This window comes from Slackia piriformis YIT 12062 (assembly GCF_000296445.1).
Taxonomy (GTDB): domain Bacteria; phylum Actinomycetota; class Coriobacteriia; order Coriobacteriales; family Eggerthellaceae; genus Slackia; species Slackia piriformis.
In genome coordinates this window covers 948,694-970,975 of record NZ_JH815198.1, presented here as the reverse complement: position 1 = coordinate 970,975, position 22,282 = coordinate 948,694, and the positions used below count along the sequence as shown (strand labels likewise).

Here is a 22,282-nt window from a genome sequence, read left to right as displayed (position 1 = left end):
TTGGGGTGTTAGCTCAGTTGGTTAGAGCGCCGGCCTGTCACGTCGGAGGTCGCGAGTTCGAGTCTCGTACATCCCGCCATCTTGATAAACCGTGCCGTTTCGGGCACTGCATATTGGGGTGTTAGCTCAGTTGGTTAGAGCGCCGGCCTGTCACGTCGGAGGTCGCGAGTTCGAGTCTCGTACATCCCGCCATCAAACAAGCAAGACCACCGCACGGTGGTCTTTTTGTTATGTCGCGGGTCTTCGATTCATCATGTGCAAGGACCAAGGCTGCAGCAAGGACCAAGGCTGCAGCAAGGACCAAAATCACGTCCAAGTTTTCGCAGACTTGTTAGGCGCAGTATGCTAACAGGCTGTTGGCGCCTTGAAATGCGCGGTAAACCCCATGTCCTTCCTGAGACATCGTGTTGCTTATGCGATTGGGGCGGTCTCCTGGTCAAAAAGGGTGAATAGGGAGAAAGAAAAACGCACTTGTCCGTCTTCGTGGTCAAAAACGAAGGGTTTGGCGAAAAAACAGGTCGAGAAAACGGGTTTTTCGGGGGCGTGAAGCTCCGAATCCGCCTTTTTATTGCCGTATTCGTCGGTAAACGGCTTAATATTAGAGGCAAAAGGTGTAGCTATTTCTCCCAATCGATATTTTTTGACCACAGGAGACTGCGTCCGCCCCGAAGTTTCTCCCAATGCGGTCCATATGACCACCGTCTCCCGGTTATTGACGTCGTCCGCTTTCGATTCGATTGATAGGCGTGCAGGTCGCCAACGTCTGCTCGCATTTCGAACCGACGGATACGGCGCGTACCGCGTTAGGCACGCTCGTCGGCATGCGCGGTCTCGATCGCACGGGCGTTCTGTGCGTTTTTGCTGTGCGTTGCGCCCTTTCCTCTAAGTCATTAAGTGTCTTAACTATTATCGACGAACGAATCGGATACGCGGGGCCGTCGATGGAAGAGGCAGTGCGGCGGGGCGTTTCAGTTGGGAGATTGCTGATGAATCGGAATTCCTACGACGAGTTGCGGGTGGAGCTTTACGAGCTCATGGACCGCTTGAAGAAGGAACGCTATATTCCCGCGGAGACGCTGTGCGGGCTTACATTTTGCGAGATGCAGGTTCTCAGATGGGTCTACATGGCCAACCAGCGCAACGAGGACGCGAAGCCGTCCGACATGGCGCGTCATTTTCGCATCACGCCCTCTGCCGTGTCTCAGTCCATAAAAAAGCTCGAGTCGCGCGGGTATGTGGCGCGCACGCGTTCGGACGCTGACAGCAGGGTCGTTCGCCTCGCGTTGACCGACGACGGGCTCGATGTCGCCGAGCGCATCCAGGAGAAGCATATCGCCTTCATGAACGATCTCTTCGAATACGTGGGCGTGGACAATATCGAGCAGCTGACGAAAACGCTTCGCCTCATGCTCGAGTTCCTCGAGCAGAATCCATCGCTGAAACGATGCGACCGCAAAGAAGGAGACTCATGCGCATAATCCGCTACCTCAAAGGCCATATCGGAGCGCTCGTCCTTATCATCGCGCTTCTCGTTGTTCAGGCGTTTGCCGACCTCTCGCTTCCGCGCTACACCTCTGACTTGGTGGACGTGGGCATTCAACAGGGAGGAATTGACCGTCCGTCTCCGTCCGAGTTCACTGCGGACACGTTCGAAGCCGTTTGCATGCTTGCTTCGCCTGACGAAGAAGACGTCATACGTTCTTCCTACGACGAGGTGTCGGACGGCTCATACGCTATCAACGAGAAGGGGCTGGACAATCGGGACGAGCTTGACGAGACTTTGGCCAAGCCGTTTGCGGAGGTGCATTTCGCACGAAGCGAAAGCGCGCAACAACGCGACGGATCCGCCGAGGGCGAAGATGCATCCGTCGGCGAGCAGCGCGTCTCGGATGCGCAAGGCGAGGGTCCTTACGATTTCGACGCCTTGCTTGACGCATACAGGGCAAATGCCGTTTCCAAGGAAGAAGTCTCGGCTCTCGTTGCTCAGGCCGAATCGGCTCTTGCGGGCATTGACGACTCCATCATTGAGCAGCAGGCCATCGCGGCCGCGATGGCGGAATACGAAAAGCTTGGCTACGACATGGGGTCTTTGCAGATGTCGTATCTGTTCTCGATCGGGGCGAAGATGCTCGGCGTGGCGGCTGTCATGATGCTCGCCTCCATCGCGGTGGGGTTTCTCGCCTCGCGTACGGCGGCGAAGGTTGCTCGCGGGCTGAGGGAGCGTCTGTTCTCTCGGGTTCTCGCCTTTTCGGACGCGGAGGTTCAGGCGTTTTCCGCCGCATCCCTCATTACGCGAGGAACCAACGACATCCAGCAGATACAGATGGTTCTTGTGGTCTTGCTGCGCATGGTCCTCTATGCGCCCATCCTCGCCGTGGGCGGCATGTTCATGGTGTCGAGCACAAATTTCTCCATGAGCTGGATCATAGCTTTGGCCGTGGCCGCCATTTTCGTGGTCATATTCATTCTCATGGCGGTCGCCATGCCGAAGTTCAAGATCATGCAGAAACTCATCGACCGGGTGAACCTTGTGTCGCGCGAGATGCTCAACGGCATCTCCGTCATCCGTGCGTTTGGAAGGCAGTCGTTCGAGGAAGACCGTTTTGACGAGGCGAACGTCGCGTTGATGAAGACCCAGCTGTTCACGAACAGGGCCATGACGTTCATGATGCCCACGATGATGCTGGTCATGAATGCCGTCTCGGTTCTGATCATGTGGGTAGGCGGATCCTACATCGACAGTGGCGCCATCCAGACGGGCGACATGATCGCGTTCATCACGTACTCTATGGTTATCATCATGTCGTTTTTGATGATGGGGATGGTCTCGGTCATGCTTCCCCGCGCCGACGTGGCCGCCCAGCGCGTGAACGAAGTTCTCGAAACGCCCGTTTCGATCGGCGACCCCGACGATGCCGTTGCGGCGAAGCCGGCCGAATCCGAAGGAGCGCGGATTGAGTTTCGCGACGTCACGTTCGCCTACGACAAAGGCAGCGAGCCCGTGCTGAAGAACGTGAGCTTCGTGGCCGAGCCAGGGAAGACGACGGCGATCATAGGCTCGACGGGGTCAGGCAAGTCCACAGTCATCAAGCTCATCGAGCGCTTTTACGACGTGACGTCGGGCGCTGTCCTGCTAGACGGCGTGGACGTGCGCCGTTTCGCGCAGCGCGACCTGCGAGCGCAGCTCGGCTACGTGCCGCAGAAGGCGTTTCTTTTCTCCGGAACCGTCCGGAGCAATGTCGCCTACGCCGACGAATCCATGGATGCGGAGCAGGTCGCCTTGGCGTGCGATATCGCCCAGGCGAGCGAGTTCGTGGAAAGCCGCCCCGAAGGGCTCGAGGCGGAGGTTTCCCAAGGAGGGTCGAACGTGTCGGGCGGTCAGAGGCAGCGTCTCTCCATTGCCCGTGCGCTTGCCTGCGATGCCCGCGTACTCCTCTTCGACGACAGCTTTTCGGCGCTCGACTATAAGACGGATGCCCGCTTGAGGGAAGGTTTGGCCAAGCATCTTGGGTCAAAGACCGTAATCATTGTGGCGCAGCGCATCGCTACGGTGCTTTCGGCCGACCGCATCGTGGTGCTCGAAAACGGCTGCATGGTTGGATGCGGCACCCACGAAGAGCTCATGGCATCGTGCGAAACCTATCAAGAGATCGCCCTGTCGCAGCTTTCGGAGGAAGAACTGAAAGGAGGGGATTCGCGATGAGCGACAATACTCGGGCGCAACGCATGGGAGGGCCTCGCGGCGGACACGGGCACGGCCATCACGGCATGATGCCGGAGGAGAAGGCCGCCGACTTCAAGGGCTCCATGCTCAAACTGATCAAGCTCATGGGAGGTTCCAAGGCGGCCATCGCCGTCGTATTCGCCTTCGCTATCGGCTCCACCGTCTTCAATATCGTGGGTCCCAAGGTGCTTTCTACGGCCACCACCGAGCTTTACGAGGGCATCTCCGCGAAGATCGCCGGCACAGGCGGCATAGACTTCAACGCCGTTGGGACCATCCTTCTCACCACCCTCGCGCTCTACGGCGTGTCGGCGCTGTGCTCTTTTGTACAGGGTTGGACGATGACGAGCGTCTCCCAGAAAACCTGCTACACGCTTCGGCGCCGTATTGCGGAGAAAATCTCCCGCATGCCTATGGGGTATTTCGAGAAAACGAGCACGGGCGACGTTCTCTCGCGCATCACGAACGACGTCGATATGCTCGGGCAGAGCCTGAACCAGGGCATCACGCAGCTCATCACGAGCGCGACGACCATCGTGGGCGTTTTGGTCATGATGCTTTCGATCAACGTGCCCATGACGCTCATCGCCTTGACGGTCATTCCCGTTTCGGGCGTGCTGGTCAAGGCGGTGGTAAGCCGTAGTCAGAAATACTTCAGGGCTCAGCAGAAAAACCTCGGAATGATCAACGCCCAGGTGGAGGAGACGTTTTCGGGACACGCCGTCGTTCGGGCGTTCAATCGGGAAGACGTCGCCCTCGAGCGCTTTAAGGAGACGAACGACCGCCTGTACGAATCCGCGTGGAAATCGCAGTTTCTTTCGGGAATGATGATGCCCGCGATGAACTTCGTGAGCAATTTGGGATACGTGGCGGTGGCCATCGCCGGCGCCGCCTTCGCCATGCGCGGTGTTATCACCGTGGGCGATATCCAGGCGTTCATCCAATACGTGAAGAACTTCACCCAGCCTATCACGCAGCTTGCCCAGGTATCGAACGTGCTGCAGCAGATGGCGGCATCGGCGGAGCGCGTCTTCGAATTCCTCGACGCCCCCGAGGTGGAAGACGGAAAGGCCACGGAAAGCCTCGCCCATGTCGAGGGAAACGTCACATTCGACCATGTGGGATTTGGCTATGATGCCGACGTCCGCATCATCCGCGATTTCTCCGCCGAAGTGAAAAGCGGTCAGACGGTGGCGCTTGTCGGGCCTACCGGTGCCGGCAAGACGACCATGGTCAAGCTCCTCATGCGTTTCTACGATGTCGACGAAGGGGCCATCCGCATCGACGGCCGCGACATTCGCGACTGCAATCGCGAAGAGCTCCGAAGGCAGTTCGGCATGGTTTTGCAGGATGCATGGCTTTTCAGCGGAACCATCAGGGAGAACATTCGCTACGGCAGGCTCGATGCGACCGATGAGGAAGTTGAGCAGGCGGCGCGCGCGGCCTTTGCCGACCATTTCATCCGCACGCTCCCGGGCGGCTACGACATGGTCATCAACGAGGACGCGAGCAATGTGAGCCAAGGCCAGAGACAGCTGATCACCATCGCCCGCGCGATTCTAGCCGACAGGAAGATGCTCATACTCGACGAGGCGACAAGCTCCGTGGACACGCGAACGGAAAAACGCATCCAGATGGCCATGGACAACCTCATGTGCGGGCGGACCTCATTCGTCATAGCGCACCGCCTGTCCACCATTCGCAATGCGGACTTGATTTTGGTTATGCACGAAGGCGATATTGTGGAGCAAGGCACCCACGAGGAGCTTCTCGCTCTTGGCGGCTTCTATGCAGACCTGTATAATTCCCAATTTGCGCACGATAACGCCGATTACGCAAGGGGATAGGGGGCTGGCGAGCCATGTCCGAGCAAGCCAAGCATAAGATTGCGGCTTTTGATTTCGATGGAACATCGATCAGGGGAAACTCACCGGTCATTCTTGTCCGCTTCCTGCGCAGCCAGGGCATGCTTCGCAAACGCGTCATCTCGAAGGTCCTTGCGTGGGCGGCGGCATACAAGCTTCGTCTTCCCCAAAGCGAAGCATGGGTGCGCGGACTCGTGTTCACGGCCTTCGAGGGTCAATCTCGGGAGAGCGTAGACGCGTTCCTCTCCGATTTCTACGATAGGGAAATCGAGGCGCAGGGTCGTTTCCGCCCCCAGGCCGACGAGGTCATGAACCGTCTGCGCGAAGAAGGCGTGGAGGTGTTGATCGTGTCGGCGACGTTCGGGCCGATTGTCCGTCGCGCCTTGGATTTCCACCCGATCGATGGCTGTCTGTGCACCGAGATGCGCGTTGACGCCCAAGGGAGGTATACCACGCGCGTCGAAGGGTCGTGCATAGAGGGCGATGAGAAGGTCCGTGCGATCCGCTCGTACGCGGACGCTCGCTACGGCAAGGGAAATTGGGAGCTTGTCGAGGCCTACGGCGATCATCATTCCGATTCGCCTATGCTCAAAGCGGCGCGCCGCGGTTTCGCGGTGTGTCCTGACAATCCCTTGGCCAGGGAAGCGCGCCGGCGCGAGTGGACCGTTCTCGACTGGAACCGCTTCGAGGAAAAATGACGCTGCGTCTTGCGAATTCGTCTTCCGTTTTCGCTCGGCGAAGTTTTCCTGTGGAGAAATAACGCGACTGGGTGCCAAATGCCCGTTGCCGTTTGCGCGCTCGGCGAGCTCTGGGTACACTTCAAGTGAAAAATGATACCGTCCGCCAGACATTTGGCCGTTTCCCGGCGTCTGGGGCGGGCAATGCTGCGAAGGAACGCAAAGGAGGTGGGCGTATGCTCGGACCAAACGACAACGAAGCGAACATCGCCGACCAATATCATGAAGGGGATTCCCCTCGGCACAATCACGACGGTTATATGAAGGCGGCGCGCGAGGCGTACACGTCGGGCGATCGCGTGCTCGCGATGCATCTGTATCTTTCCGCCTATGAAGAGGCATGCGGGAAAAGCCCCTTGCCCGATATGGAGGCGGTTTCGGCCCTTAAAGAGGCCTGGCGCGTTGCCTCGGAGCTGAGGGAGCGTTCCATCGCCGAATACATCTTCGACAAGCTCGAGGCGCATCTGTCTTCCGAAGAGGTCGAATCATGCGCTCGTGACCTTCAGAGCATGGCGCTTGACAAGCTTTCTGAGCTTGGAATATCGCGCGCCGATCTCGAGGGCATGGCCGATATGATCTCCGAAGAAATAGGGGCGACCGCCCATATCTCAGGCATCACCCCCATTGCCACGTCCGTCCGCGTGCATCCAGGGCCCGGCCCTGCCGACGCCTTGCGTCTCGATGCGTCGCACGACGGTGCCCCCTCGCACGCTCAGCAGGCTGCCGTGCAGGACGAGGCTTCAGATTCGCCGGTCCACTCCGACGATGCCGCGCAGCCGCCGTTTTCGGAATCTTCTTCCGCAAGCCCCGCATCTGTTTCGCCCGATGCGGCTTCATCCGCGGGCACATCGGCCGGCGAGCGTTCGGGCGAAGAGCCCCCTCGCCTGAAGTCCGCCTATCCGCTTCTTTTCGACGACTTGGTCGGCTTCGATGCGGTCATAGACGACATGCGCGCATTCGGCATCGGCGTGAAGCAGGACGAAGAGTACCGTTTGCTCGTCGACACGCTGCGAGAGCGACACGGCATAGACGGTCTTTCGGCCGCGGGAAGCATCGTTTTTCGCACGTCTTCGCGCGAGGATGCGAGCATGTTCATGGCGGCTGTCGCGGGCGAATTGGGCCTTCCCGTCCTGCGCGTCCAGATGCAGCCGGGTCCTCAGGGCATGCCGGTATTGTGCGTTACCACCGCCGCCGATCGCCCCATGCGCATGGGGCCGAATAAGCTCTCTCTCGATGCACCGAGCGTTCTCATCCTTGAGGATTACGACCTTTGGGGCGCTCCTCTGATGGAAGCCGCTTCCGCGGTCGAAGGTGAGAACATCATGCTCGCGAGCATGTCGCGTGCGGCGCGTGAAGCGTTTACCCTGATAGCATCGGCTGTCGGCAATCCGGATATCTACGTGCTTGCCTCCATGTCGGGAGATTCTTCCGATCAGGGATTTCTCTATGACCTCATGGAGCCTATGAACATTGTGGACATCTATCTTCCCGACGAACTCGAGCGTCGCCAGATCTGGAATGCCATTGCCCACGACCATCCCTCGGTGCGCGAGCTCGACCTTTCCCGCCTCACGCGCTTTTCTCGCAATCTCTCCCGCTTCGACATCGTCGCGGCCGGGCGAGAGGCGGTCGAGGATGCGTACCGTCAGAGCTTGAAGGCGCGTCGTTACGTCTCCGTGTCCCAAAGCATGATGTTCGAGCACGTCGCCAACTTCCAGCCGCTCGAGTCGGAGGAGTATCGTTTCCTCGAGGAGGCAGTTGTCACGGACTTCAAGAGCGGTCTCGACGACCTTCTGGAAGATATGTTCGAACGTGACAGCACGCAAGAGCCGCTGGAGGAAGGAAACGAGGCTTAGCATGGAACTTACCCGCCGAACAGACTATGCCTGCCGCATTATCCGCGCGGCGTATGAGAGCAAAGACGAGTACGTTTCCGTCTCCGAAGTGGCGGAAAAGGAGAACATACCGTACGCATTTGCTCGCAGCATCCAGCATGACCTCGTTCATGCGGGCTTGCTTAAGACGGTGCGAGGGGCAAAGGGAGGCCTGACGCTTGCCTGCAACCCGTCCAACACCACGCTTTTGGAAGTGCTCGAGGCGGTGCAGGGTCCCATCCATATGTCTCCCTGCGCCGTTGATCCGGGGTTCTGCGAACGCTGTGGCGAATGCGAATTCCGCGGCGTTTGGAAGCGCGCGGATTCCATCATGCGTGAATATTTCGACGGCATCACGCTTGAAAAGCTCTTTGAAGGCGATGGGGCCGTTGGCTAGCGCGAGAAGCGAAGTCGCCGCAGGTTCCGAAAACGGCTCCCAGCCTCGCGAGACCGAAGCCGCCGGCGTATCCGATGAGGCCATTGCCGCTTTCGTCGGACGCGTCCGCGAAGAGGGGGCGCGCTTGTATAGGGATCTGCCTTGGCGCAACACACGCGATCCATATGCCATCTGGATTTCCGAGGTGATGCTCCAACAGACGCAGGTCGCGCGCGTTTTGACGCGCTGGGAGCGATTTATGAAGCGCTTTCCTTCCGTCGATGCCCTTTCGGCCGCCGCCGTGGCCGATGTGGTGGATGAATGGCAGGGCATGGGGTACAACCGCCGCGCTCTCGCTTTGAAGCGGGCGGCCGATATCTGCTCGGCCGAATACGGCGGAGCGCTTCCGACGGGTGTCGAGGCGTTGCGCGCCCTGCCGGGGATAGGCGATGCCACGGCGGCCGGGATCACGGCGTTTTCCGCCGATGTTCCTTGCGTTTATATAGAGACGAACGTGCGCGCCGTGTTCATCCACGAGTTTTTCCCAGAAGCGGAGCGCGTGACCGACAAGGAGCTTCGCCCCCTGGTCGGGCGGGCGTGCCCCGACGAGGACGTCCGCGGGTGGTACTATGCGCTGCTCGATGTGGGCGCCCACCTGAAGAAGACCCATGCGAATCCTTCGCGTAAAGCGGCGGTATATACGCGGCAGAGCGCATTCGAGGGATCGCGCCGGCAGAAACGCGCCTGGGTCCTGCGCGAGGTTATGGCCCGCCCCGGTCTTTCAACGGCTGAGATTCATCGCTCGCTTAACGCCGCCGAGCTTGCCGCAGGAAGAGATCGCGTGTCGGGCGAGGAGCTCGATTCTATTCTGGCGGCGCTTTCCAAAGAGGGATTTTTCTCTTTTGCAGACGGCGGATGGAGGGCTTGACGCCTGCGCTTGCTTTCTGCGGCAGCACTTCGACGCGTTGGTGCTTTTCGTCTTTTGTTTGCGAGCGGTTTTGCGAACCTCTGCCTTTTGCCTGCGATGCGTGCTTTATGTATCGTTTTTCAGTCTGACGCCCATTTGCTCCGAGAGGGTCTATGCTGAATGGAATATTCGTCGCAAAGGGCGGCGAACGGCCGTGTCTCCGCTGCGGCAAAGCGATGTTTTGTCTTGCGGGGACGGCTACGTATTCGGGGCATCCCGAAGAAAGGGGGAGACATGGATCTCAAGGGAACTCAGACCGAGAAGAATCTGATGGCTGCGTTTGCGGGGGAGTCTCAGGCCCATACGAAATACCTGTATTACGCATCGCAGGCGAAAAAGGACGGCTACGTTCAGATTCAGAACATCTTCGCTGAAACGGCGAAGAACGAGTCCGAGCATGCCAAGCTGTGGTTCAAGGCTTTGCACGGCGGCTCCATTCCCACGACGCTCGATAATCTCGCTGATGCGGCGGCGGGCGAAAACTACGAATGGACCGACATGTACGCGGAATTCGCCAAGACGGCCCGCGACGAAGGCTTCGACGAGCTTGCCCGTCTTTTCGAAGGCGTCGCCAACGTCGAGAAGGAGCACGAGGCTCGCTATCGCAAGCTGATCGAGCGTATCAATGCCGGGGAGGTTTTCAAGCGCGGCGAAATCCACGCATGGAAATGCAACAACTGCGGGCATATCCACATTGGCGCCGAAGCTCCCGAAGTCTGCCCGGTCTGCAATCATCCGCGCGCGCATTTCGAAATCCGCGCGGAAAACTACTAGGAGGCCGCTGGGCGCAAGACGAGCGTCTGCAATCCGGGAATTGATTCAGTGCTGCGCGCCGCATGCGTTTTGCACCTTACTTGAAAATGGGCCGGTTTCGGCCCATTTTTGCATGAATGCCTCATCTATGCATTTTTGTGTATCGCCTTTTTTAGGGTACATCGCATTATTTCGAGAGTATTTATCAATTACACGCTTCCTATATGTAATGCTTATTGCATTAAAAGCCCAGGTGATAAGTTATTCTACCTGGCAAGTGTTACGAATCTAACATCAAATAATACAGAGTTGCTACCCATGATAGTATTCGTAACATTTTTCCGCCATTATTCGGCATTTTTGCATAAATATTGATTTTTGCTGCTAGATGAGCATCAATTCTAGGATAATGCGACACGTCGGTATTTCGGAAAGCATCTATAGGAGGTGTATGTATGGACAACAAGGCCACTGTCCCAGAGTTTCAGGGCATGCTCGAATCGCGCGGAGTTTCGCGTCGTAGCTTCATGAAACTGTGTGGCACGCTCGCGGTCATGGTCGGCTTGGGTGAAGCCGCCGCCCCCCGCGTTGCTCAGGCTCTTGAGGAGTCCGTCATCGGAGCAAGCCAGGGCGACCTGTATCCGGTCATCTGGATCGAGGGCGCATCCTGCACTGGTTGCACGGAGGCTTTTGCTCAGATTGACGCTCCCGATCCGGCCAGCATCGTGCTCGAGATGATTTCGCTGAACTACAGCGAAACGCTGAGCGCCGCTGCCGGCTGGTCCATGGAGGAGGCCAAGGAGCAGACCATCGCAGCGGGGAACTACATCCTCATCTACGAGGGCGCTGTTCTCAACGGCTGGGACGGCAATGCGCTTCGCATTGCCGGCAAGACGGGCAATGAGCATCTAATCGAGGCGGCCGAGAAGGCAAACGCGGTCGTCGCCCTCGGCTCTTGCGCAGTCAATGGCGGCTGGATGGCGGCTCATCCCAACCCCTCGAACGCTCAGGGCGTCCAGCAGTTTTTGAAGGCGCAGGGCATCGAGACCCCGGTCATCAATATTCCCGGCTGCCCCCCGAACCCCGAATGGCTGTGCGCCATTCTCGTCGAGGTTCTTCTGCTCAACAAGCTCCCCGAGCTCAATGCAGAAAACAAGCCCGCTCAGATTTTCGGTCAGACCGTCCATGACAACTGCCAGCGCCGCGGCCACTTTGAAAACGGCGAGTTCGTCTATCAGTTCGGTTCTCCCGAAGAAGCCAAGGGCTACTGCCTCTATCCTCTGGGCTGCCGCGGTCCTCAGACCAAGGCGAACTGTGGCGTCGTGCGTTACAACCATCGTCGCAGCTGGTGCATCGAAGCAGGCGCTCCCTGCATCGGTTGCTGTGAGGCGAACCCCGAGAACCCCGGCCAGAACTGGGTCGAGGTCAACGCTCCGTTCCTCAAGCGTCATCGCGACCTGCGCATTGGCGACTTCATGGTCCAGCCCGGCACCATCGCCTTGGGCCTGACCGGCATCGTCGCCGCAGCGCTTGTAGTCCATGGCTTCGGCATGAAGGCCGCCGGCCGCGTTCCTCAGGGCGCAGAGTTCGAGAAGGTTCGCGCATGGGATGCCAAGCATCCTGACAAGTCCATCGGCGTCTATTCCAAGGAAGACCTCGACGCCGCTAGCAAGAAGAAGGGAGGCAACCAGTAATGGCACGTTCTATCATCGACCCGATTACCCGCATCGAAGGCCACTTGCGCGCTGAGATGGAAGTCACCGACGGCGTCGTCACCGATGCGTGGGTTTCCGGCGGTTGCTTCCGCGGCATGGAGCTTGTCGTCCGCGATCGCACCCCCGAAGATGCGGCGTTCATCGTGCAGCGCATTTGCGGCGTGTGCCCTGTCTCGCACATGCATGCATCCTCTATCGCTGCGGAGAAGGCTTACGGAATTTCTATTCCGAACAACGCCCGTATCATCCGCAACCTCATCGAGGGTTCCCAGTTCCTGCATAGCCACATTCTGTGGTTCTACAATTTGGCAGGCCTTGACTACGTCAATCCGCTCAATGCGCTTTCCGCAGACCCCGTTGCGGCTTATGACCTTGCAACGGAGCTCGGAACCCCTTCCGCGGATTTCGTCGGCTTGCAAGATCGTCTGAAGAAGTTCGCCGAAAACGGCCAGCTTTCCATCTTCAGCGGCAACTGGTTCGACACGGGCGAGTACAATCTCACCCCCGAAGCGGACCTCATCCTGACCGCCCATTATCTTGAGGCGCTTCAGATGCAGGCCAAGGCATCGGAAATCGCCGGCCTTCTGGGCGGCAAGATGCCTCACATCATGACCATCATCCCGGGCGGCACGGCGTTCGTTCCCACGGCGGAGAAGCTCGACGACCTCAAGGGTCTTGTCGACGAGCTCTACACCTGGGTCGCTAACACCATGATCCCCGACACGCTTGCCGTCGCCAAGTTCTATCCCGAGGCGACCACGTTCGGCAAGGGCTGCGGCCGCTATGGCGCATGGGGCGTTTTCGAGCGTCCGTCCATGGAGATGAACGATCGCTACCTGCCTGCTGGTGTCCTCGACGATCAGCTCAACCTCTCCGACGTCGACGAGTCCAAGATTACCGAGTACGTCGGTCATTCCTGGTACGAGGGCGACGCCGACCTGCCTCCGTTCGAGCAGGGCGTCAAGCCTGCATTTACGGAGTACAACGTTGACGACCGCTACACGTGGAACAAGTGCCCGCGCTATGATGGCAAGCCGCTTGAGACCGGCGGTTTCGCACGCTTGCTCGTAGCCTACAAGCGCAACGTTCCCTTCGTCGTGGAGCACATCGACAGCATGCTCGTTGCTCTGGGCGCTCAGAAGGGCGACCTGTCCGCGCTGCAGAACACGCTCGGACGTACTGGTGCTCGCCAGATCGAGACCCTTTACGTGGCAACTCTCATGAAGGAATGGGTCAACGAGCTTTGCGAGGCCGTTCAGGGCGGCGACAGCTCCTACTTCGAGTCTCCTTCCCGCATCGACGGCGAAGGCACCGGCTTCTGGGAGGCTCCGCGCGGTGCTTTGTATCACTCCGAGAAGGTCAAGGACGGCAAGATCACCGATTACCAGATCATTATTCCGTCTACCTGGAACCTTGCTCCGCACGATCCCGATGGAAACTACGGCCCGATGGAGCAGGCGCTCATCGGCGTTCCCGTGGCGGATATCGAAAAGCCCATCAACGCTCTGCGCACCGTTCACAGCTTCGACCCCTGCACCGCTTGCGCCGTGCACATCGTCGAGCCGAAGACCGGCAAGAGCTTCGAGACCGTCACCAGCCCTTGGGGGGTGAAGTAAGATGGCCCATCTCGCACATTATCGCGAAGCGCATCCGCTGCCGTTCCGCATTACGCACTGGGTGAACCTGATTTCGATGATTCTTCTTATCGTGACGGGCTTCTGCATCCACTTCCCGTTCTGGCCTGAGTTCATGGGCATCGCCCGCGGCGTGCACATCTTCTTCGGTTTCGTGATCTTCATCAACGTGATCGTTCGTATCGTGCTGGCGTTCTTCGTGAAGTCTGCGCCTACGGGCGGCACCCGCGAGGTCGTAACCGACTTCAAGACCTGGTTGCCCCAGGCCGACAACAAACACCAGCTCGGTGCTTGGATCAAGTACTACCTGTTCTTCAAGAAGGACCATCCGCTGGCTGCAAAGCTCGGCGTTCCCCAGAAGATCAGCTACCTGCTTGTTCCCGTCCTGCTGATTTTCATGTTCTTCACGGGTCTTTGCCTGTGGTCTCCCACGGCAAACCTGCCTTTCTTCGCCGACATGATCAACCTCATGGGCGGAGCAATGAGCGTGCGCATCATCCACTACTTCATGATGTTCGTGTTCATCCTGTTCTCCATGCTGCACATCTACCTGGCGAACATCGAGGGCCTTGCTCCCACGAAGCTCATGTTCTTCGGCACCGAGCATGGCGGCTTGGTCTATGACCCCGAGAAGCACACCATCGTCGGCGAGGACAAACTCGACCACTAAGGTGCGCTTGCATATCGGCTCCTGCCTTTGTTTGCAGGCCGCTGATTAATAAAAGAGGATGGCGGTTTCGGCCGCCATCCTCTTTTTGGTTCCACCAGACGCAAGTGCGCAGGTGTCTTGTTCTGTGCAGTATGTTCTCTGTCGGTCGGACCTACGGGGCTGCGCTGTCCTTAGATTGTATGCGGACGAGTTGCGAGCAATTGGAGCAAGGCGGATATGCCGCGATGGCGCGGTTTGTAGCGCTTGCCGCGCATGAACAGGCAGCGCGCATGCATGCCCTCTAAACCTGCCGGCTCTATGGCAAGCAGATCTTTGTCGGTGGCGAAGAAGTTCGCTTTATAGCCTACACGCAGCAAGCCTATGTTTTCTCCGAGCATCTTTCCTCCGTTGACGGTGTAGGTTGCCAACGCCTCAAAGGCAGAAAGAGACTGCTCTTCGATGTAGAACTCTCTCATACCGCGCATCTGTAAAAACGGGTCGACAGTCTGCACTGGTGCGTCGCTTGAGCCGCACAGCACCACGCCCGCATCGGCAAAGTCGTGCAGGGGAATCTGCTGGTTGATCATATCTTTGTCGAGCATTCGCTCGTAGCTGCGCATGAAACGCTTATCCATCCAGGAGTATCCTGGCTGGATGGTGACTGAGGGTTTGAGTTCGTAAATGCGTTCGAGCGTGTCGGGTGCAGGAAACTCGCAATGGTCGATGCGGTAGCGCATGCAATTGGGCATGGCGTCGTCTGATGTGCGCTCTAGCTGGCGGCCAGCCTTTTCAAAGGCGCTTGTAAGCTGGCGAATGGCGGTTTCTCCGATGGCGTGCGCGCTTACGGCGAAGCCGCGCGATACGAGGTCGGCAATCTTGCTGTCGATGAATTCGTCGGTGAAATACGTCGGAGCTTGGATGCCGTTTTCGTACGGTCGGTCAAAGGCCGCGCTTTGCGAGCCTATGGCGCCGTCGAGCTCCCATTTCATACATCCGCCGATACGTTTGCGTTGCATGCGTGGAAGAACGCGAGCGAGCTTTTTCTCATCCATGTACTGGGGAAACAGTCGTACGTCAAGAGCAAAACGCTGGGCTAAAAACGCCATAAGTTCCACGAGGACGTCGCGCTCGGAGTCGTCGGTGCCGTCCATGGCGCATACGGTACCAATGCCGAAATGCGCGCAGGTGTCACAGAAATCAGCAATGCCGTCTCCGAGCAAACGCGGGCCGACGGCTGAGCTGACCACGTTTGTGATTTTGCCCAGGTTGGCATCGTGTGCGGGGCCTGCCAAGATGCCGTCAGGCGCTTCGTCGGCAAGGCCTATCTCGTCAAGCAAAGCGGTTGAAAAAGCTCCCGAATGTCCGTCGATATTCATAACCCAGCAGCGCCCGTTGTTCGTCCATTCGTCGAGTTCGAACCGGTTGGGCAGGCGCCCTTCGTCCATAGAGAGCGCTATGTAGTTGCTGCATACCATAAGGTCGCCTGGCTTGGTGCGCGCTGCATGCTCTCGGATCTTTCGTTCTACGCCGGCAAGGTTGTGCGGTTCGATCCGGCCGTTTTCTACAGTGCAGAGTTGTGCGCTGATGCCGGAGAGCGCTACGGCTTCGAGCAAGTGCAGGTGGGCGTCGATCAATGCCGGGTAGACATGCGCGCCTTGCAGGTCAACGATCCGAGCATCCTGCGCATGCGAATCGTCTGCAGAAAGGTCGAAGGCTGCAATGACGCCGTCTTCGACCAACATGGAGCAGTGCGTGTCTTCTGCGCTTTCCATGGTATGAAACGTTGCATTGGTGAAAAGCGTCTTCACGGTGTCTTTCCTCCTGGCGTGATGGCAAATGTGTTTCTTTTCGTGTCGGAGCAAATCGGGTGCAGCTGTCGTGTGATGGGGTGCACCCTTTAAGCGCGCTTCCTTGAGGAAAAGCGTCCGTTCGCGTTTGTCGGGGCGGACGCTTCGTGCGCTAGATGCTGATCATGCTTCCTACCGCCATCAGAATGAAGGCCAGGAACACGACGATCTGCAGCGGAGTGCTACCGAGGGCTTTCGGCAGGAGAAGCTGTCCGTTTTCTCGGCGGCAGCGTCGATAGGCGGCGGGTACCATGAATGCGATTCCGAGCGCAATGAGTCCGCCTGCCGTGCGCATGAGCTCCAAGAAACTGCCCAGATTCAATAGCACCAAAACCAGCGAAGGCAGGGTGGCGATCAGCCAGCAGATGCGGCGGTTCCATTTCGTCTGTTCCTCGATGATGTCGGAAAGCGCCAGTGAAATGGACCAGTATGTGGTAAGCATGGCCAAAAGCGTGAAGACCGAACCGAGGATTTGGGCCCAAAGGCCGATGCCTTCCGACCAGCCGATCATGGCGAGTTGCGTTACGTGAGTGGAGCTTGCCAGCGAGCATACGGCTATGACGATGATGAACATAAGGTTCAAGCCCAGTCCTATAAGCACGGCGTTGCGCACTTTGACGGGGTCGCGGTCAAGGCCTTCTACTGCTTGCGGAATGCTGAAGAACGCGATGAAAGACATCATGGCCATGCCGAAAAACGCCAAGAGCTCGGAGAAGCTTCCTACAGCGTAGTAGATGGCGTTGTCCAGGTGGAACATGCTTCCTGCGGCCAGAATGACGATGATGCCGATAATGATGTCGATCGAGATGGCCTCGCTGATGCCGAGGACTTTCAGCCCGAAAAAGACCACGGCGGCGGCAATGGCGTAAAAGACTACCTTGGCGGCTAGGGGCGGCAATCCCGCAGAGGCAAGAATCTCCGCACCGCCTGCCACATAAGCAGCCAGATTGAAGACAAGGACAAGCGTCACCAGCACGAACATGCCCATAGTGAGCGCCTTGCCAAAGCGTCCTCGGAACAAGTAGTGCTGGAAAATGCCGACAATCTGGGTGCCTTTGCCAACGCCCATGGTGAGTTCGGCAAGCATCATGTGCATGCAATAGCTGAAGAAGAAGGCGAGCAGCAATATTGCCAGAGCGGATACAGTGCCCGCGCGTGTGATGAGATACGGTAGCGTCATGATGCCGCTTCCGACGCCGTAGCCCGTGATGATGCAGGCCGCTTGCCAGGTGGTGAGTTTCTTGCCCATCGATTGTGCCTTCTATCGAGATTGCGACGGTTGTCTTGCCTTGGTAGGAAGCGCTCCGTCGGCGCCTGTTTTCGGCGCACGGGGCGCAATGATACACCACTTCGGTTCCGTTTTCGGCATCTGTCGAGCAGAAGCCGTTTCGCATCATTTTGGGTCGAGGCGTATATCTTCGCGGCGGACGTAGGGGTTCCAAGCGAACAAGGGTTTCGTTGCTGTTTTGCGCATTGTACGGTGAAGCAGCGCAACGAAGCGAAGTTTTGATACGCTACGATTCCGTTCAAATCAGATACGTCATCGGAGCATTTCTTATGAGCACTCGAGTCAACCATGCCATTCTGCACGTTTTCGACTTCAATTCCTGCGTGAACGTGTTTTCCGAAGAAGAGCTCGACTTATCCCGGCGGCAGACGAAGACCTACGTGGCGACGCATGCGCGCCGCGCGCTGGGCAACATCGACAACAAGCATGGGGAGTTCGCGTCCACGAGTCTGTTTGCTGAAGAGATGCGCGCCTACAAGCGCGGCCTGAAAAGCTTCACGGAGCTTTCAATCCAAATTGCCGAGTTCATGGCCGAGGAACTATCGCATCAGGACAAGCCCGTCTCCACCGATTTGCTGGTGGTGGATTTCGAGGAAGACGCTGACGTGGCAAGCGTGCAGGCCGCCGTTGCCGCCGAAGTCGCGCGGGAGAGCGACGCCGATGCCGACGATGTGGAAAAAGATGCCATCGACGAGGCGTTTTCCGCCGCTGCCAAGCGCTATTTCGCGCTACTGCTGCTCGAGAGCAAGCAGGCCTATATGCACGAGGTGGGTCACGGCGACGGGGGAGCGCCGCGCGGCGAGATCGCGCGCCATTACGCCATCCTGCCGAACCCGTCTCAGAAAGTGGCATCGTATGCGGTCATCGACATGGAGACGCTGTCCGTTCTCTTCTGTGACAAGCCCCGCTCTATCGCGGGCGAGGAGCGCATGCTCATACCCGAGGGTCTTCTTCAGTGTTCCGTGGAAGCTTCGAGCAAAGAGGTCATTGAGACCGTGGCGCGCATCGTGGAGGAAGTGGCCGATGAATTCGGGGCGAACGCTGCTGTGGCGCTTTCGAAGGCGAAGGCCTACGTGAGCGAGAAGGCGGACGAAGAGGAATTTCTGGCGCCGTGGGAGGTGGGCGCCGAGGTGTTCGAGGACGAGCCATTGCAGCGTCGTTTCGAAGAAGCCGTGGCCGAGGAGAACCTTCCCGATCGCGTGCCCGTGGAGAAGAAGGTGGCTCAGCGCGTGGCGAAGAATCACAAGATCCGTACCGATACGGGCATTGAAATCACGTTTCCCTCCGAGTTCGCCCACAACTCCGATTTCATAGAATTCGTCAGCACCCCGAATGGCCTGATCCGAATCGAGCTGAAGAATATCGGCAGCATAGAGAACAGGTAGTGGGGCAAAGAAGAGGGCGGCGGCGCGTTTGTTTTACAAGGCCGCGCTTGCGTTAGCTGCTATCATGGTTTCGAATGCACTGCGCCTTCTTTTTGTCTGAAATATCCTTACCGAACGCAGCGCCGCCTTTGCACGCTGCGCTGCTTTATCGAAAGGGGAAGTAAACATTGGCCGAATTCATCTACACCATGTATCAAGCTCGCAAAGCTCATGGCGATAAGGTCATCTTGGACGACGTGTCCCTGTCGTTTTATCCCGGTGCCAAGATCGGCGTCGTAGGTCCCAACGGCATGGGCAAGTCAACGCTGCTTAAAATCATGGCCGGTCTCGAGGAGGTCTCGAACGGCGAGGCCCGTCTTACCCCGGGATACACGGTCGGCATCCTGCAGCAGGAGCCTCCTCTCGACGAGGAGAAGACCGTTCTGGAAAATGTCCAGATGGCTTTCGGGGACGTTCTTGCGAAGATCGAGCGCTTCAACCAGGTCAGCGCCGAGATGGCCGACCCCGATGCCGATTTCGACGCGCTCATGGACGAGATGGGCAAGCTGCAAGACGAAATCGATGCGGCGAACGGCTGGGATCTTGACAGCCAGCTTTCCCAGGCCATGGATGCATTGCAATGCCCCGATTCCGACATGCCCGTGAAGGTGCTCTCCGGCGGCGAGCGTCGCCGTGTGGCGCTGTGCCGCCTGCTCCTCGAGGCGCCCGACCTGCTGCTGCTCGACGAGCCCACTAACCACCTGGATGCCGAATCCGTCTTGTGGCTCGAGCAGTTCCTCAAGCGCTACCAAGGCGCGGTCCTTGCCGTCACGCACGATCGTTATTTCCTTGATAACGTGGCAGAATGGATCTGCGAGGTCGACCGCGGTCATCTGTATCCCTACAAGGGCAACTACTCGACGTACCTCGAGACGAAAGCGGCCCGTATGGCCGCCCAGGGCCAGCGCGACGCCAAGCTCGCGAAGCGCATGCAGGCGGAGCTCGAATGGGTGCGCAGTTCCCCGAAGGCCCGTCAGGCGAAGAACAAGGCTCGTCTGGAAAACTACGACCGCATGGCGGCCGAGGCTGCCCAGTCCAAAAACGTCGATTTCACCGAGATCCATATCCCGGTCGGCCCTCGTCTGGGAGCAGAGGTGCTCAACGTCGAGCATCTGCACAAGGAATTCGACGGTCGCGTCTTGATCGACGACCTTTCCTTCAGCCTGCCCCGTAACGGCATCGTGGGCGTGATCGGCCCCAACGGCGTGGGAAAGTCAACCCTGTTCAAGATGATCGTCGGCAAGGAGCAGCCGAGCTCGGGCGAACTTAGGCTGGGCGAAACCGTGAAGGTCTCCTATGTCGACCAGAACCGAGAGGGCATCGACCCGGATAAAAAGCTCTGGGAGGTCGTTTCCGACGGGCTCGATTACATGCAGGTGGGCGAAACCGAGGTTCCGAGCCGTGCGTACGTTTCTGCGTTCGGTTTCAAAGGCTCCGACCAGCAGAAGCCCGCGGGCGTGCTTTCCGGCGGCGAGCGCAACAGGCTCAACCTCGCGCTTACGCTGAAGCAGGGCGGCAACCTGCTGCTGCTCGACGAGCCCACTAACGACCTCGACGTCGAAACGCTCGAAAGCCTCGAAGAGGCCCTCATGGAATTCCCGGGCTGCGCCGTGGTCACGAGTCACGACCGCATGTTCCTCGACCGCATCGCCACCCATATCCTCGCATGGGAGGGCACCGACGAAAACCCGGGCGCCTGGTTCTGGTTCGAAGGAAACTTCGACAGCTACCAGAAGAACCGCGTCGAGCGATTGGGCGAAGAGGCGGCGAAGCCCCATCGCATCCATCGCAAGTTGACGCGCGACTAGGGGCCGTCAAGGCGATCTGAGGCGGATGACGCGGCATTCGCATCGTTTTCCGCCCGCTCTGCGGCGCTTCGGGTCATGCGGCCCGGCTCGCGGCGCGATACGCGCATCGTCTGCGCGACCTATATCGAAAAGGAGGCAGGGCTTCCTTCTGTTTTCAAAGCGGCGGCGCGGTCCGTCGCTTTGCTGTGGGAAAGGCTTTTCGTGGAACAAGAGAAAAAGGGCAATGTCGCGGCATTGCTGCCTATTGGGGTCTTTTTGCTGCTGTACCTCGGGTTGGGAATCGTTTTCGAATACGTTATGGGCATCTCCATGGGGTTTTACAACATTCCCATCGTCGTCGTATTCCTGATCGCACTGCTTGTCGCGTGCCTGCAGAATCGCGCGCTGTCGTTCGATGACAAGCTTGCGGTCATGGGGAGGGGAATCGGGGATAAGACCATCGTCACCATGGTCCTCATCTTCATGGCGGCGGGTATTTTCGTCGGCGTCGTGGGGCGCGACAGCGCGGAGAGCGTGGCATATCTTCTGCTGTCGGTGATTCCCGCCGAATACGCCGTCGCCGTGCTGTTCGTCGTGAGCTGCTTCGTGTCGGTCGCCATGGGAACATCGGTCGGAACCATCACGCTCATCACGCCTATCGCCGTCGCCGTCTCGTCGGCGTCGGGCTTCGACATGCCCCTATGCATCGCGAGCGTCATGGGCGGCGCGATGTTCGGCGACAACCTTTCGTTCATATCCGACACTACCATTGCGGCGTGCCAGGGGCAGGGCTGCAAGATGCAGGACAAGTTCCGCGAGAACTTCAAGATTGCCCTTCCTGCCGCGCTCGTCACGCTGATCTTGATTTTGGTGCTTTCCATGGGGGCGGACCTTAACGGGAGCATATCCCACGATTACGACCTTATTCAGCTCATTCCCTACGTTATCGTGCTTGTCGGGGGAATCGTGGGCATCAACGTGTTCGTCGTTTTGCTTCTCGGCATCGTCTCGGGTTCGATCATCATGATCGCCACGGGGGCGACGCCCGCAACCGACCTTCTGGCCAATATGGGATCGGGCGCGGCCGGGATGTTCGAAACCACTATGGTCGCCGTGTTGGTGAGCGCCATCTGCGCTCTCATCCGAGAGCATGGCGGCTTCGTCGCCCTGCTCAACGGCATCAAGAGTTTGTTTAAATCCCGCAAAGGGGGCATGCTCGGCATGGGCCTGCTTGTTGGAGCCATGGATATCGCCACAGCGAACAACACCGTTGCCATCGTCATGGCCAATCCTATCGCTTCGCAGATGGCCCGAACCTACGATATTTCTAGGCGCAAGACGGCTTCGCTGCTCGATACCTTCTCGTGCGTGTTTCAGGGAGTGATTCCCTACGGAGCTCAGATGCTGGTAGCCATTTCCGCCGCAGCGGAGCTTGGATTTTCCGTCTCGGCGTTTCAAATCATGCCGCTTCTGTTCTATCCGTTCCTTCTTCTTGCCAGCTCGCTGGTGTTCATCTTCCTCGTTCCCGACACGAGAGGGTTTGACGCCGACGGCGAACGCGAATGATGAAACGTGTCAAATGGACGCAAAAGTGTCAAATGGACGCAGGCTTCTACCAAAGGGGCCTGCGTCTTTGCTAGAA

Annotated in this window: 17 protein-coding genes and 2 tRNA genes; 16 read left to right on the top strand and 3 right to left on the bottom strand. The window is 58.4% G+C overall.

The features are described from left to right. Positions 1-2: 2 nt before the first annotated feature. Positions 3-79: transfer RNA gene (locus tag HMPREF9451_RS04295), tRNA-Asp, on the top strand. A 36-nt stretch (positions 80-115) separates the two neighbouring features. Beyond that, positions 116-192 (top strand) — tRNA-Asp (locus HMPREF9451_RS04290). Between the two features lie 219 nt (positions 193-411). On the opposite strand, the gene HMPREF9451_RS04285 is transcribed toward HMPREF9451_RS04290, so the two are convergent. Further along, the gene (locus HMPREF9451_RS04285) at positions 412-681 is read right to left on the bottom strand and encodes a hypothetical protein (RefSeq protein WP_148508511.1); all 270 of its coding nucleotides are present in this window, start codon (positions 679-681) and stop codon (positions 412-414) included. A 305-nt stretch (positions 682-986) separates the two neighbouring features. On the opposite strand from HMPREF9451_RS04285, the gene HMPREF9451_RS04280 reads away from it, so the two are divergent. The 11 genes from HMPREF9451_RS04280 (at position 987) to HMPREF9451_RS04230 (ending at position 14,315) form a co-directional block, all read left to right on the top strand. Continuing rightward, complete coding sequence (locus tag HMPREF9451_RS04280; RefSeq protein WP_040626031.1) at positions 987-1,478, top strand: MarR family winged helix-turn-helix transcriptional regulator; 492 nt, start codon at positions 987-989, stop codon at positions 1,476-1,478. Beyond that, positions 1,469-3,703, top strand: coding sequence for an ABC transporter ATP-binding protein (locus HMPREF9451_RS04275; RefSeq protein ID WP_009139077.1), 2,235 nt, complete (start codon positions 1,469-1,471; stop codon positions 3,701-3,703). The genes HMPREF9451_RS04280 and HMPREF9451_RS04275 overlap by 10 nt, the downstream gene beginning before the upstream one ends. Then, positions 3,700-5,571, top strand: coding sequence for an ABC transporter ATP-binding protein (locus tag HMPREF9451_RS04270; RefSeq protein ID WP_009139076.1), 1,872 nt, complete (start codon positions 3,700-3,702; stop codon positions 5,569-5,571). The genes HMPREF9451_RS04275 and HMPREF9451_RS04270 overlap by 4 nt, the downstream gene beginning before the upstream one ends. Positions 5,572-5,585: 14 nt before the next feature. Further along, positions 5,586-6,287 (top strand): HAD family hydrolase, encoded by a 702-nt coding sequence (locus tag HMPREF9451_RS04265; RefSeq protein ID WP_009139075.1) that lies wholly within the window; start codon positions 5,586-5,588, stop codon positions 6,285-6,287. A gap of 215 nt (positions 6,288-6,502) precedes the next feature. Beyond that, on the top strand, positions 6,503-8,182 hold the full coding sequence (locus HMPREF9451_RS04260; RefSeq protein ID WP_009139074.1) for an ATP-binding protein: 1,680 nt from the start codon (positions 6,503-6,505) through the stop codon (positions 8,180-8,182). 1 nt (position 8,183) lies between these two features. After that, positions 8,184-8,597: an RrF2 family transcriptional regulator gene (locus HMPREF9451_RS04255; protein WP_009139073.1), complete on the top strand. Its 414-nt coding sequence runs from the start codon at positions 8,184-8,186 to the stop codon at positions 8,595-8,597. Further along, positions 8,581-9,504, top strand: a complete 924-nt coding sequence (locus tag HMPREF9451_RS04250) for an HhH-GPD family protein (RefSeq protein WP_009139072.1) — start codon at positions 8,581-8,583, stop codon at positions 9,502-9,504. The genes HMPREF9451_RS04255 and HMPREF9451_RS04250 overlap by 17 nt, the downstream gene beginning before the upstream one ends. A gap of 273 nt (positions 9,505-9,777) precedes the next feature. Further along, entirely contained in the window at positions 9,778-10,317 is a 540-nt protein-coding gene (rbr, locus tag HMPREF9451_RS04245; protein WP_009139071.1) for a rubrerythrin, read from the top strand. 434 nt (positions 10,318-10,751) lie between these two features. Continuing rightward, positions 10,752-11,990 (top strand): hydrogenase small subunit, encoded by a 1,239-nt coding sequence (locus tag HMPREF9451_RS04240; RefSeq protein WP_009139070.1) that lies wholly within the window; start codon positions 10,752-10,754, stop codon positions 11,988-11,990. Next, positions 11,990-13,627, top strand: coding sequence for a nickel-dependent hydrogenase large subunit (locus HMPREF9451_RS04235; RefSeq protein ID WP_009139069.1), 1,638 nt, complete (start codon positions 11,990-11,992; stop codon positions 13,625-13,627). The genes HMPREF9451_RS04240 and HMPREF9451_RS04235 overlap by 1 nt, the downstream gene beginning before the upstream one ends. Position 13,628: 1 nt before the next feature. Beyond that, entirely contained in the window at positions 13,629-14,315 is a 687-nt protein-coding gene (locus HMPREF9451_RS04230; protein WP_009139068.1) for a cytochrome b/b6 domain-containing protein, read from the top strand. Between the two features lie 170 nt (positions 14,316-14,485). Here HMPREF9451_RS04230 and HMPREF9451_RS04225 read toward each other — a convergent pair whose 3' ends face one another. Both HMPREF9451_RS04225 and HMPREF9451_RS04220 read right to left on the bottom strand, forming a co-directional pair. Continuing rightward, positions 14,486-16,102 (bottom strand): amidohydrolase, encoded by a 1,617-nt coding sequence (locus HMPREF9451_RS04225; RefSeq protein WP_009139067.1) that lies wholly within the window; start codon positions 16,100-16,102, stop codon positions 14,486-14,488. Positions 16,103-16,253: 151 nt separating this feature from the next. Next, positions 16,254-17,390 carry an aromatic amino acid transport family protein gene (locus tag HMPREF9451_RS04220; RefSeq protein WP_009139066.1) on the bottom strand — a complete coding sequence of 379 codons (1,137 nt, stop codon included), beginning with the start codon at positions 17,388-17,390 and terminating at the stop codon, positions 16,254-16,256. Positions 17,391-17,698: 308 nt separating this feature from the next. Between HMPREF9451_RS04220 and HMPREF9451_RS04215 the strand changes: the two genes are divergently transcribed. The 3 genes from HMPREF9451_RS04215 to HMPREF9451_RS04205 all read left to right on the top strand — a co-directional run bounded on the left by HMPREF9451_RS04215 (position 17,699) and on the right by HMPREF9451_RS04205 (position 22,206). Beyond that, positions 17,699-18,814 (top strand): nucleoid-associated protein, encoded by a 1,116-nt coding sequence (locus HMPREF9451_RS04215; protein WP_009139065.1) that lies wholly within the window; start codon positions 17,699-17,701, stop codon positions 18,812-18,814. A gap of 167 nt (positions 18,815-18,981) precedes the next feature. Next, a complete protein-coding gene (ettA, locus tag HMPREF9451_RS04210; protein WP_009139064.1) occupies positions 18,982-20,661 on the top strand; it encodes an energy-dependent translational throttle protein EttA in 1,680 nt (559 codons plus the stop codon). A 75-nt stretch (positions 20,662-20,736) separates the two neighbouring features. Beyond that, complete coding sequence (locus HMPREF9451_RS04205; protein WP_009139063.1) at positions 20,737-22,206, top strand: Na+/H+ antiporter NhaC family protein; 1,470 nt, start codon at positions 20,737-20,739, stop codon at positions 22,204-22,206. Positions 22,207-22,282: the final 76 nt, after the last annotated feature.

Excerpts from the sequence above, each read along its gene's own strand:
- HMPREF9451_RS04235 (WP_009139069.1), top strand. The coding sequence starts at position 11,990 with ATGGCACGTTCTATCATCGACCCGATTACCCGCATCGAAGGCCACTTG.
- rbr (WP_009139071.1), top strand. The coding sequence starts at position 9,778 with ATGGATCTCAAGGGAACTCAGACCGAGAAGAATCTGATGGCTGCGTTT.
- HMPREF9451_RS04275 (WP_009139077.1), top strand. The coding sequence starts at position 1,469 with ATGCGCATAATCCGCTACCTCAAAGGCCATATCGGAGCGCTCGTCCTT.
- HMPREF9451_RS04255 (WP_009139073.1), top strand. The coding sequence starts at position 8,184 with ATGGAACTTACCCGCCGAACAGACTATGCCTGCCGCATTATCCGCGCG.
- HMPREF9451_RS04240 (WP_009139070.1), top strand. The coding sequence starts at position 10,752 with ATGGACAACAAGGCCACTGTCCCAGAGTTTCAGGGCATGCTCGAATCG.
- HMPREF9451_RS04205 (WP_009139063.1), top strand. The coding sequence starts at position 20,737 with ATGCGGCCCGGCTCGCGGCGCGATACGCGCATCGTCTGCGCGACCTAT.
- HMPREF9451_RS04230 (WP_009139068.1), top strand. The coding sequence starts at position 13,629 with ATGGCCCATCTCGCACATTATCGCGAAGCGCATCCGCTGCCGTTCCGC.
- HMPREF9451_RS04250 (WP_009139072.1), top strand. The coding sequence starts at position 8,581 with ATGGGGCCGTTGGCTAGCGCGAGAAGCGAAGTCGCCGCAGGTTCCGAA.
- HMPREF9451_RS04265 (WP_009139075.1), top strand. The coding sequence starts at position 5,586 with ATGTCCGAGCAAGCCAAGCATAAGATTGCGGCTTTTGATTTCGATGGA.
- HMPREF9451_RS04220 (WP_009139066.1), bottom strand. The coding sequence starts at position 17,390 with ATGGGCAAGAAACTCACCACCTGGCAAGCGGCCTGCATCATCACGGGC.
- HMPREF9451_RS04260 (WP_009139074.1), top strand. The coding sequence starts at position 6,503 with ATGCTCGGACCAAACGACAACGAAGCGAACATCGCCGACCAATATCAT.
- HMPREF9451_RS04270 (WP_009139076.1), top strand. The coding sequence starts at position 3,700 with ATGAGCGACAATACTCGGGCGCAACGCATGGGAGGGCCTCGCGGCGGA.
- HMPREF9451_RS04215 (WP_009139065.1), top strand. The coding sequence starts at position 17,699 with ATGAGCACTCGAGTCAACCATGCCATTCTGCACGTTTTCGACTTCAAT.
- HMPREF9451_RS04280 (WP_040626031.1), top strand. The coding sequence starts at position 987 with ATGAATCGGAATTCCTACGACGAGTTGCGGGTGGAGCTTTACGAGCTC.